This window comes from Cyanobacteriota bacterium (genome assembly GCA_025054735.1).
Classification (GTDB): Bacteria; Cyanobacteriota; Cyanobacteriia; order SKYG9; family SKYG9; genus SKYG9.
Window position 1 is genome coordinate 4555 of sequence record JANWZG010000026.1, and the last position, 11565, is coordinate 16119.

Annotated in this window: 9 protein-coding genes; 4 read left to right on the forward strand and 5 right to left on the reverse strand. The window is 50.6% G+C overall.

The genetic code is table 11. The annotated features are described in order from the left end of the window. The coding region (locus NZ772_02495) for a class I SAM-dependent methyltransferase (protein ID MCS6812430.1) at window positions 1-668 on the forward strand (668 nt) is incomplete at its 5' end. Window positions 669-707: 39 nt separating this feature from the next. On the opposite strand, the gene NZ772_02500 is transcribed toward NZ772_02495, so the two are convergent. Next, window positions 708-1673: a protochlorophyllide reductase gene (locus NZ772_02500; GenBank protein MCS6812431.1), complete on the reverse strand. Its 966-nt coding sequence runs from the start codon at window positions 1671-1673 to the stop codon at window positions 708-710. Between the two features lie 240 nt (window positions 1674-1913). On the opposite strand from NZ772_02500, the gene ccsB reads away from it, so the two are divergent. From ccsB to NZ772_02515, 3 genes are all read left to right on the forward strand, one after another. Then, window positions 1914-2930 (forward strand): c-type cytochrome biogenesis protein CcsB, encoded by a 1017-nt coding sequence (gene ccsB, locus NZ772_02505; GenBank protein MCS6812432.1) that lies wholly within the window; start codon window positions 1914-1916, stop codon window positions 2928-2930. 38 nt (window positions 2931-2968) lie between these two features. Then, window positions 2969-3946: a tRNA lysidine(34) synthetase TilS gene (tilS, locus tag NZ772_02510; GenBank protein MCS6812433.1), complete on the forward strand. Its 978-nt coding sequence runs from the start codon at window positions 2969-2971 to the stop codon at window positions 3944-3946. A 130-nt stretch (window positions 3947-4076) separates the two neighbouring features. Continuing rightward, a complete protein-coding gene (locus tag NZ772_02515) occupies window positions 4077-5606 on the forward strand; it encodes a YifB family Mg chelatase-like AAA ATPase (protein ID MCS6812434.1) in 1530 nt (509 codons plus the stop codon). 37 nt (window positions 5607-5643) lie between these two features. On the opposite strand, the gene aroF is transcribed toward NZ772_02515, so the two are convergent. The 4 genes from aroF to NZ772_02535 all read right to left on the reverse strand — a co-directional run bounded on the left by aroF (window position 5644) and on the right by NZ772_02535 (window position 10985). Then, window positions 5644-6702, reverse strand: coding sequence for a 3-deoxy-7-phosphoheptulonate synthase (gene aroF, locus NZ772_02520; protein ID MCS6812435.1), 1059 nt, complete (start codon window positions 6700-6702; stop codon window positions 5644-5646). A gap of 96 nt (window positions 6703-6798) precedes the next feature. Further along, window positions 6799-8262 (reverse strand): oligosaccharide flippase family protein, encoded by a 1464-nt coding sequence (locus NZ772_02525; protein MCS6812436.1) that lies wholly within the window; start codon window positions 8260-8262, stop codon window positions 6799-6801. 117 nt (window positions 8263-8379) lie between these two features. Further along, window positions 8380-9870, reverse strand: a complete 1491-nt coding sequence (locus NZ772_02530; GenBank protein MCS6812437.1) for an NAD(P)/FAD-dependent oxidoreductase — start codon at window positions 9868-9870, stop codon at window positions 8380-8382. 80 nt (window positions 9871-9950) lie between these two features. After that, window positions 9951-10985, reverse strand: a complete 1035-nt coding sequence (locus tag NZ772_02535; protein MCS6812438.1) for a glycosyltransferase family 2 protein — start codon at window positions 10983-10985, stop codon at window positions 9951-9953. Between the last annotated feature and the right edge of the window lie 580 nt (window positions 10986-11565).

The window sequence follows — 11565 nt, forward strand, 5'->3', positions numbered from 1 at the left end:
TGGGCTGGGAACCTGCGATGGAAGTGGAGGTAGCTGCCCATGCGGTTCATGCCCGTATTTGGCCTGATAGCGGTGCCAATGGTGATGCGCGACTACGCCAGAGCTATCACCAGATTCTGAAGCAAGCGATCGCCCCTACGCCCAAGGCCATTCTAGACTTGGGTTGCAGTGTGGGCATGAGCGCATTTGCCTTGCAGGCAGTGTTCCCCCAAGCTCAGATTACGGGATTGGATCTGTCGCCCTATTTTTTGGCCATCGCCAACTACCGTAGTCAGCAGCGACAAAACGCTGGCAGTTGCAATCTTCCGATTCGCTGGGTGCATGGGGCAGCCGAGTCTACCGGACTACCAGAGGCTAGCTTTGACTTGGTATCTGCCTGTTTGCTCTATCACGAGCTGCCCCAATCTGCTGCTCATGCTATCTTGCGAGAGGCACGACGGTTGCTGCGTCCGGGTGGTTATCTAGCAATTATGGATATGAATCCCCGATCGTCCGTCTACGCATCAATGCCGCCCTACATCCTGACATTGCTCAAAAGCACCGAACCCTATCTGGATGAATATTTTGCTCTGGATATAGAGCAAGCCATTCTAGCGGCAGGGTTCCAGCGTCCTGCCATCACACCCAACACACCCCGGCACCGCACGATCGTGGCCCAAGTCAAGTAGCTTCCTTCGCCGCAGGAGCTTTGTTGACCTGTTTCTGAATCAGGCCAAGCCGACCAGCTTGGCGCTCAGTTCCCACATGCGTTCAGCCTTCTCGTCATCGCTAGCCTCAGGCGATACTTGCTGCACAAAGGATTTGCCATCCTTGCGCTGGCGGTTGCCCCAACTCCAATACACGCCAGACTTAGCATACTCAGGATCTGCCACCACTTGCGCAACGCGATCGCCAGCCAATTCCTCTGAGACAAAGCCACCGGTAATATACTTCTGGAACAGGGGAAACAACTTTTGAAATAGGGGATAGTGGTTGCGGAATAGAGCTGTAGTAGCAACACAGCCAGGGTAGAGTGAGTTAAAAATGATGCCCGTAGACTCATGGAACCGGCGGTGTAGCTCGCGCATGGTCAACACGTTGCAGACTTTGCTGTCCTTGTAAGCTTTTACGGGTTCAAACTTTTTGCCATCGATCATGCTAATCGGCTCTTTGAAGCCATCGGCAAAGCCCCGCAGGTCGCCCAAGTCAGGGCGCGGGGGAATCTTGCCGCCCAATTCATTAGGGTTGTGGGTGACGGTGCCTAAGATGACCAAGCGGCGATCGGCAGCAGGTGACTGTTTCAAATCTTCGAGCAGCAGGTTGCAGAGCAGAAAATGACCTAGGTGATTAGTGGCTACGGTCAACTCGTACCCCTCTGGCGATCGCAGCGGCTGCTTGATCAGTGGCATATAGATGGCAGCGTTACAAACCAAAGCTTCTAAACTTCGTCCTAGGGAGCGAAAGGTATTTACGAAGTGGCGAACACTACCGAGGCTAGCCATGTCGATTGGCAGCACAGTATAGGTTCCTTCAGGGATACCCACCCGTTGAATGGCTGCATAGGTCTTCGTTAGGTCGCGACAGGCCATCACTACATGCCAGTTGCCACGCTGTGCCAAGGAACGTGCTGCTTGTAACCCAACCCCTGATGAGGCTCCCGTAATAATCACTGTGGATTTTTGTTGTGCTTCCATGACGTTTTAATACTTGATGAATGAAGTCTTTACTATGGCTCATGTGGAGAATTTTAAAGCACGAGATCTCCCATCAACTGTTGCGTTTTGCGATCGTTCTGGGTCATGTGATCCATACCTGCTAGTAATCACCGTGCTGGAGTGGTTGCAACCCGAAGCCGCTGCGATTATCGCAAAGCATTACCAATGCTGAGTCTAATGCTTTACGATAAAGCTATTGCTTAGAATCAAACCCTGCCCATGAATTTGGTTACTCTTCAAACTTGGTTAGACAATACCTCCTTTGCCATTCTGCTACTGACTATGCTGCTGTACTGGGCATCTGTTGCCTTTCCAGCAATTCCCTATCTGCTGTCGTTAGGCAGCACAGGCATGATGATTGCTAACCTTTGCATTGCGGCGTTACTGGGGGCACGCTGGCTAGAGGCTGGCTATTTCCCCATTAGCAATCTCTACGAGTCTCTATTTTTCTTGGCGTGGGGAATCACTGCCATGCATTTGGTGGCTGAGCGCATGAGTCGCAGCCGCTTGGTGGGGGCAGTAACTGCACCAATCGCGATGGGCATCACTGCCTTTGCTACCCTGTCTTTGCCTGCGGGTATGCAAACCTCTGCTCCCCTAGTCCCGGCATTAAAGTCTAACTGGTTGATGATGCACGTGAGCATTATGATGCTCAGCTACGCTACGCTAATGGTGGGGTCATTGCTAGCGATCGCCTTTTTGATTGTCACCCGTGGGCAAGCGATCGTGCTACGAGGCAGTTCCGTGGGCACAGGCAGCTACCGTGAGGGGCGTGCCCTTTTACACAAATCTGAGCTGACTGCATCCAACTCTGCGTCCGCTAATACCCTAGCAAGTTCTACAGCAGGCGTTGCTACCCTCGCGCCGCCCATTGAGATAGCGACTGTTGAGGCTGTTGCACTTTCCCCCCAGCGTTTGAGCTTGGCAGAAATTTTAGACAACGTTAGCTACCGTATGATTGGTCTGGGCTTTCCGCTGCTGACGATCGGCATCATTGCGGGTGCTGTCTGGGCTAACGAGGCTTGGGGTTCCTACTGGAGCTGGGATCCTAAGGAAACTTGGGCATTGATTACCTGGCTAGTGTTTGCTGCCTACCTCCATGCTCGAATTACCAAGGGTTGGCAGGGTCGGCGACCAGCCATTCTGGCTGGAGCCGGGTTTGTTGTCGTGTGGGTGTGCTATCTGGGGGTAAACCTGCTGGGTAAAGGCTTGCACAGTTACGGTTGGTTCTTGTAACGGCGAATTGACCGTGAGGGGTGAGCATGGTTGGCTCATTGGTCTGGACTCCGCTCCATGCTAGGGTGCATCGGGTATTGCGGGCGCGGCACTTGCTCGAACGTAGGCAAGCTGTGCTCATCGCTGTCTCTGGTGGTCAAGATTCCCTCTGTCTTGCCAAACTATTGTTAGATCTCCAGCCTAAATGGGGATGGACTTTGGGGATCGCCCACTTAGATCACGGTTGGCGTAGCGACTCTAAGGCTAATGCTGACTATGTAGAACAACTAGCTCGCGACTGGCAGGTGCCCATCTATCGAGAGACAGCTACCCAAGTTACTACTAGTGAAGCGGCTGCCCGGCAGTGGCGCTATGCTACGCTAGCAAACCTTGCTCAGACCCATCATTACACTGCCTTGGTTACGGGACATACTGCCAGCGATCGGGCTGAAACCCTTCTCTATAATCTGATTCGGGGTAGTGGCGCTGATGGCTTACAAGCGCTGACTTGGCGCCGCTCTCTAACTCCCTCGGTGCAACTCGTGCGTCCTCTGCTAGAGGTAACCCGGTCTGAAACTGCCGCCTTTTGCCAAGAATTTCGCCTAAAAATTTGGGAAGATTCCACTAACTACGACACTACCTACGCCCGCAATCGCATTCGCCAAGAATTGCTCCCCTACCTCAAAGGTGTGTTCAATCCCCAAGTTGAGCAAGCCCTGGCTCAAACGGCTGAACTATTGCAAGCCGAGGTGGACTACCTAGAACAGGTCACTGACCAGATGCGCCAACAGGTGCAACATCCTGAACGTCCTGGCCTTAACCGCTCTGTGCTGAAATCCCTTCCTCTTGCCATTCAGCGTCGGGTTGTGCGTCAGTTCTTGCTTGGGGTGATGTCTAGCGCCCCTAACTTTGACCAGATTGAGAAGATTGTAGGGTTGGTAACCGCCCCAAACCGATCGCGCACGGATCCTATTGCTGGGGGTACGATCGCCACCGTTGAAGATGACTGGATTTGGCTAGTAAGCCAGGAATCTTGAGCAGTTAGCACATAGGTTTGTCAACTGGACACGCGCCAATCTGGTGCCATACTTAGGGCTTAATGAGATTTAGGGCTTAATTGGATACGATATACTGACACAAACAGCAGGCACGGGGAAATAACAAGGTATGCTGGCGCGGATTTGGAGTGCATCGCTGATTGGTATTGATGCGGTCAAGGTGGGGGTAGAGGTGGATGTTTCTGGTGGGTTGCCCGGAATTGCCGTGGTGGGCTTACCCGATACAGCCGTACAGGAGTCGCGGGAGCGGGTGCGAGCGGCACTGAAAAATGCTGGCTTTGCCTTCCCCATGCGACGAGTAGTGATAAATCTAACGCCTGCTGATCTACGCAAGGAAGGCCCTAGTTTTGATTTACCGATCGCCGTGGGTGTGCTCGCTGCCTCAGAACAAGTGGCTGTGGATCGTTTGGATGACTACCTATTTTTAGGGGAAGTATCCTTAGATGGGGCGCTGCGTCCAGTGGCAGGTGTACTGCCGATCGCAGCCGTTACCCAGTCCTTGGGGATTAGGGCAATGATTGTTCCAGCCGACAATGCTAGGGAAGCGGCGATCGTCAATGGCCTACAAGTCTATGGACTTCAGCACCTATCAGAAGTGGCAGATTTTTTGAACAATCCTGATCGCTACGCCCCGCTGCATATTGACACCTCCCAAGCCATGCAAGCCAAACAGTTCACAGGCTTAGACCTGCGCGATGTCAAAGGCCAAGCCCATGCCCGTCGTGCCCTAGAAATTGCTGCTGCTGGAGGGCATAACCTGATTTTCGTCGGCCCACCCGGTAGTGGCAAAACCATGCTAGCGCGGCGGTTACCCGGTATCTTGCCACCCCTCAACTTTGAAGAAGCCCTAGAAGTGACTCAACTCTACTCCGTGGCCGGTCTGTTGAAGGAAAAAGGCTCACTTATTAATCAGCGTCCGTTTCGCAGTCCTCATCACTCAGCATCAGGGCCATCCCTGGTAGGAGGAGGTAGCTTTCCGCGTCCAGGAGAAATTTCCCTCGCTCATCGGGGGGTATTGTTTCTAGATGAGCTGACTGAGTTTAAGCGAGATGTGCTGGAGTTTTTGCGCCAACCCCTAGAAGATGGACATGTCACCATTTCCCGTACCCGCCAGTCGGTGATGTTTCCGGCCCAGTTTACCCTAGTGGCCAGCACTAATCCCTGTCCCTGTGGATACTATGGGGATACAGTTCAACCCTGTACCTGTTCGCCTCGTCAACGGGAAAACTACTGGGCGAAGCTGTCAGGGCCGTTGATGGATCGAATTGATCTGCAAGTGGCGGTGAATCGGTTGAAACCAGAGGAAATTACTCAGCAGCCAGAGGGTGAGTCGTCTGCTCAGGTGCGAGAACGGGTGCTAATTGCCCGCGATCGTGCCCGTCTTCGGTTCCGCGAGGAGCCAAAATTGCGCTGCAATGCAGAAATGCAGAGTAGGCATCTGCGCCAGTGGTGCAAGTTAGATGACACTACCAAAGCCCTCTTGGAAGGAGCTATTCGCAAACTAGGACTATCTGCACGGGCAACGGATCGCATCTTGAAGGTTGCTCGCACGATCGCTGACCTTGCTGGAGATGAAACCCTGCAAGCTCACCATGTGGCTGAGGCTATTCAGTATCGCACTATCGATCGCATGGCTTAACTCCTCAAATCAAGAAACCAAGCTCTAGACTCAAACTCTAGACTAAAGCTGGCATTGGTTGGGCAGTTCGGCCAATTGCCCGCTCGATGACTGCTAGTTCTGCCATGAGGGTATCAAACTGCTCTGGAGTTAAGGATTGAGGGCCATCGGACAGTGCTTTACTAGGATTGGGGTGCACTTCAATCATCAAGGCATCAGTCCCTGCTGCTACAGATGCTTTAGCCATTGCAGGCACAAAGGTTGCCCAGCCTGTGCCGTGACTCGGATCGATCATAATTGGTAAGTGGGTCAAGGTTCGCAACACGGGGATTACGGCTAAATCTAAGGTGTTACGGGTGTATTGGCGATCGAAGGTGCGAATGCCCCGCTCACACAGAATTACATTGGGATTACCTGCTGCCAACAGGTATTCTGCCGCCATCAGCCATTCTTCGATCGTTGCTGACAGTCCTCGTTTCAGCAAAATGGGTTTGTTTTGTGCGCCTACTTTTTTCAGCAGGGAGAAATTCTGCATATTGCGGGTACCAATTTGCAGTACGTCGGCTACCTCGGCAATTCGCTCTAAGTCAGCCGCATCCATAATCTCTGTAATAATCCCCAAACCACTGGCTTCCCGCGCTGCTGCTAGCAGTTCTAGGGCACTTTCTCCATGACCTTGAAAGGCATAGGGTGAAGTCCGTGGTTTATAGGCACCACCCCGGAGAAACTTGGCTCCAGCCGCCTTGACTCGTTTCGCCGTCTCAATAATCATGGTCTCGTTTTCTACGGAGCAGGGACCAGCAACTACAACTAGGGGATGCTGTTCACCGATCGCGACTACTCCTTCTGGCGTATCCACCAAGACTTCACTTGCTTCACCGTGGCGATATTCTCGACTAGCTCGCTTAAAGGGCTTTTCTACCCGCAAGACTTCCTCAATCCAAGGACTCAGCTCTTGGATACGGAGTGGTTCTAAATCGGCTGTCTCCCCTACCAAGCCCAACACCACCTTATGGGTACCCACGATTTTTTCTGGGGTTAGTCCCCAAGTCTTTAGTTCGTCAATAATGCGCGTGATTTCCAGCTCCGGCGAGCCAACCTTCATCACAACAATCATTGGGGTTCTCTGTCTCCGTTTACTTCATGTTTCTTCACTATAACGTCAATCTTTAGGCGGCGCGAGCATCGGCCTAACTCTCTTAATGGAGGTAGGTTACTGCCGTCCCCTCTTGCCCACTCTTGGAATCACAGACAAGAACAGATGAATCTCCTTCGCTTTGAATTCACCTAAAGCCAGGAACATTGCTGGAATCAGTAGGGATGCGATCGTAAGCTTGACCAAAATCAACAGTCCTGATACTGACCAAGCAACGGCTACGCTATAGATAAGGATGCTGACCAGCAGACTGCGCACTAGGGTAGCGATCGGCGGCAAGACCTGCCACAGGTGATACACCAATGTAATAGACACGATGCTAACAACTACCCCTAAACTGGCAGTGACTGAGGCGGCACCGAGAGCACCCAGGTGAGGAATAGCCCACAGGTTGCCTACTAGGGCCAGTATGGGCAAAGGAACTGTGACCAACAACGTCCAAGTGGGTTTACCTGCTGCTACTAAAATCACCGTTGCGGCTGAGTTACTGACCATGGTAATGGCTCCGAAAAACAGAATAGCCAGGATAGGGGCAGTGGATAGGAAGCGATCACCAAAGATAACCTGCACAATGTCGGGGGCCGCTCCAGCAGTAAGACCAGCCAGAGGCAAGAGCATTAATGTGAGCCGCAAGGCTTGGCGGGCGACGTGTTTTGCCCGGTCTAGCTCTCCTAGGCGCTGAAACTGGCTAAGGTTAGACAGCAGCGTCGGAGAAAAGGACAGTGCCATCAAGCCAGGGATAATAGCTAAGTTTTGAGCAGCTCCGTAGAAGCCTGCCTGCTCAGCAGTGCCACCCAAAGCCTTGAGGCTGAGCAAGTCTAATTTGTCGAAGGTGCGTAGGCTTAAGGCTGAAAGAAATAGGGGAATAGCATAGCCCCACAACTGTCTCATAGGCATGGGTTCATGCTTGTAGATAGAAGGACGCACACACAGACGACCAATGGTTACGTCTACGACTGATGCGCCGATTGTGGCGACGATCGCCCCTGTGACCGATAGTCCAGCCCCTACAAGCACCACAATAAACAGCAACCGAGCAATCCAACGACCAGCACTAGCCAGTGCTCGCTGACGAAACAGCCCTAAACCCATCAGCACATTTTGATGCGCCTGTCCTAGGCAAAACAGGGGAATATCAAGGGCAAACAACCGTAAGTAGGAACTGAGGATCGGCTCATTCAAGACCCTCGCAACCATAGGTGCTAACGCCCACAATAGTCCTGCTGCTACAACACTGGTACCTAAATATAGGCGAATCAGAGTTGCTCCAATGGGTCGCCAGTCCTCTGCTTGGCCTACAAACTTCACCCCCGTGCGGGCAAACATGGAGGCAATGCTCCATTCAATCCAAGCGACGATCGCTGCTGACAGAGTGAACAAGCCATAGCCACTGGGTTCCAGTTGGCGAGTTAGAAATGCAGAGGTAAGCAGCCCTGTGGGTAACATCAACCCTTCTGCGAGTAAAATCCCAGCCGTACCTTGTAAAATATGCTTGCCTGAGGGAGCAACAGACTTATCCATGAAAGCTTCTGCAACGTTGTAGGTAACTCTGTAACTCGACCATCTGCTCACCACTCGCTTGACAACCGCACGCAATCGACAACTCTACAGACTCATCACATTTACCGGATTAGTCATTTAGGGAACCGTTGATAACACCTCTTTTTCAATATCAGCATTGTCCTTAACTTGCTGCCTAGCTTTCGACCACTCACTGTCTGTGAAATTTTCGTGATATGACCGCTCGACGTTTACATTCCACAGGTCATGCTGTTCGCCTAGAACATTCCTGGCCGCCAATAGAGCCGTCAGCATGGAATGGTCTTGGTTATTATACCGATGCATACCATTGCGTCCTACAGTTTGCAGGTTTTCAAAAGTTTGAATGTAATCCTGCAAGACCTGGAGGTGTTGACGATATTCACCGTCGTAAACAGGATAAGCCTTGAGTTGACGAATCACGCAACCATCTTCCACATCACTGGCACTAACACCCAGATTCAAGCCCACAATCTCTTGGGTGGCCAAGTTAATCAAGGCCGCATCTTCCATGGCCCAGAGATCGTCCCCTACGCTACAAAAATATTCCATGCCTAGGCAAGTCTTGCTAGGGTCTGGAACCATTGCTGGACTCCAATTCTTGAAGTTTTGGATGCGTCCCACCTTGAATTCAGGGCTGTGGATGTATAGCCAATTATCCGGAAACAGGTCAGCTTGGTTAATAATTAGGGATACGATTAAAAAGTCACGGTACTTCAGCCCGTTGGCTGCTTGCAGCACATTATCTGGGGGCGGAGGATCCATACATTTCATCAATGCTGTAATGGGCATGGAACTAATAAAGTGGTCGCCAGTAATCTCGAAGGTGTAATCGCCAGTCTTAGCAATTACTTTAGTCACTCGTTGACCTGATCGCTCAATTCGCACCACATCGGTATGTAGGCGCACTGGTGAGCCAGCTTGGTTTAGTAGCTCTTGACAACGTTCCCACATCATGCCAGGCCCCAGACGCGGGTAATTAAATTTCTTGATCAGACTCTTGGCATTATTGCTGCCAAACAGGGCGTTCAAGACAGCCTCTTTTAAGGACATATTTCTGATGCGCTGCGCTGCCCAATCGGCTCGAATCTGGTTACAGGGAATGCCCCAAACCTTCTCGGTATAGGTCTTGAAAAAGATGCGATACAGTCGTCTACCAAAACAATCCGTTACCCAGTCTTCAAAGGTTTCAGGCTCTGGACGCAAGTTCAAAAACTTCTTAACCTTGGCTCGCAAATAACTCAATAGAATCATAGTGCTCAGACCAGGCCCTAAATTTTTTAAGGTGTTCATGAGCACGAGGGGATAGTCATAGAATTTGCCGTTGTAGTAGATTCTCGACAGTCGTGGAGTCTGAATGAAGTCGTCTCCCAGAATTTCTTGCCAAATAGCTTGAACTTCGCCGACCTTAGTAAAAAATCGATGCCCTCCGATATCAAACCGATAGCCTTTGTAGGTTTCTGTACGAGAAATGCCCCCGACTCGATCGGCTCGCTCCAAAACAATTGACTGAACACCGTGTTTACTTAGCTCATACGCAGCAGTTAACCCTGCGGGGCCTGCACCAATAACCACAGTTGGATAATGCATAGAAAAATGTCTCTTAAAAACAGATGTATAATAGTCAGGCAATGGTCATAGCAGACAATCTCACAGTAACCGGTCAGAACTCAGTCAGATATAGACTCAGACACAGACAGTGCTGAGTTCTTCTCAGGTTTTAGGAGGCTAAGCCAATGCCGCAGCAATCCGATCGCAAACGCTCCACCCCCATATAGGTAGTAGAGTAAGTGCCAAGGTATCACCCGCAGGGAAAACACTAAACCACGCTTCTCATAAAAGAAGCGATATACCGCGCTATTTATCCATAAGAGAGCGCCAAGCACAACGATAGAAAGCAGGTAGAATCCAGACCACCAAATACCAGCGACTAGGAACAGTAGTGATAGTCCGGTTAAGACAACACTAGCCCGACTAGATAACTGAAGGTTGAGGTCATTGACTGGCTGGCGACTAGTAAGTATTAAATCTGTCCAGGGCAGAGCGCGATAAAAAATTTCTGCCTTCAATAGAGACAGCGGTTCCCACCGTTTGAGATGTTTAACTTGCACAGACTTACAAAGCTTGATTTGGTAGCCAGCAGCCTTTAGCCGATAGCCCAACTCAATATCTTCAATACAAGGTTTTTGGTAGCTCTCATCAAAACCACCAACGGCTAAAAACGTTTGCCTACGAATGGCTCCACATCCTGCCCAGAAGGTAGATGCATCTTCAGAGCCGGTTTGGTGCATGTAGTGATGAAACAAATTTTTGTATTGCGATAAAAAGTTGGTCTCATACGGGGCATCGTCGTAAGAGCCAAACACAGCATCTACATCCGGATGATTGCGGAGAAACCAAACCAGGTTGGTTAATGTATCTGAGTGCACAAGGCAATCAGCATCTAAGAATAGTAGGTATTCCCCCGTAGCCACCTTAGCTCCTAGGTTACGAGCTGTAGCAGGGCCTGACTGCCGCTTTGGGGTTGTCAAGACTTGGTTGGCATAGGCTTGGGCGATCGTCTCTGAACCATCGGTTGACCCATCGTCCACAACAATCAGCTCCCAACTCCTATAGTCTGACTGAACAATCGCCTGCAAGCAGTAACGAAAACCTTCGCCGCCATTGTAGACCGGAACAATGATTGACAAGAATGATTCAACCATAGCTACACCTTAGATCATTGACGGACAGGAGCTATCCATAGAAATAAGCACTGTTGCATTGTACGTCCAGTCATATCCCTCAGAAAACAACTGAGTAAACAGAAAAGCACTACGAAAACTACCTACGTTACCGGCTAATGCTCTGCTAATACTTTACATAAGTGTTGCACATGTTGCGAAATGCTACTAGGTTAACGGTGGGTAAACCCATAATCGAAGCTTGCAATGCTGAAAACATGAATTAAAGCAACCGTATAACTCCAGGTGTTTTAGAAATATGATGGTTTTGTAAGCTTGATCCATCACTAAATCTAGTTCCTAGCAGCTAGATCCTGCCTTAAACTCAGTCTACTGATTTATTCAAGGTTGCTTGTGAGCTACGACGGTTAAAGTCGCAACGTCACTACTCAAACTGAAACCATGAAAGTCATGGCTTATCCCCACACCATAGACTGGAAAACATCTTCTAAATTTGGGTATCGACTAGTTATGATCCAAAGGTACAAATCCAAACACCACACGTCCTCCCGCGTTTCTCTCCACGGTGACCTATGACCGCACCTGTAACCCATCTGACCCC

Excerpts from the sequence above, each read along its gene's own strand:
- NZ772_02500 (MCS6812431.1), bottom strand. The coding sequence starts at position 1,673 with ATGGAAGCACAACAAAAATCCACAGTGATTATTACGGGAGCCTCATCA.
- ccsB (MCS6812432.1), top strand. The coding sequence starts at position 1,914 with ATGAATTTGGTTACTCTTCAAACTTGGTTAGACAATACCTCCTTTGCC.
- NZ772_02515 (MCS6812434.1), top strand. The coding sequence starts at position 4,077 with ATGCTGGCGCGGATTTGGAGTGCATCGCTGATTGGTATTGATGCGGTC.
- aroF (MCS6812435.1), bottom strand. The coding sequence starts at position 6,702 with ATGATTGTTGTGATGAAGGTTGGCTCGCCGGAGCTGGAAATCACGCGC.
- NZ772_02525 (MCS6812436.1), bottom strand. The coding sequence starts at position 8,262 with ATGGATAAGTCTGTTGCTCCCTCAGGCAAGCATATTTTACAAGGTACG.
- NZ772_02530 (MCS6812437.1), bottom strand. The coding sequence starts at position 9,870 with ATGCATTATCCAACTGTGGTTATTGGTGCAGGCCCCGCAGGGTTAACT.
- NZ772_02535 (MCS6812438.1), bottom strand. The coding sequence starts at position 10,985 with ATGGTTGAATCATTCTTGTCAATCATTGTTCCGGTCTACAATGGCGGC.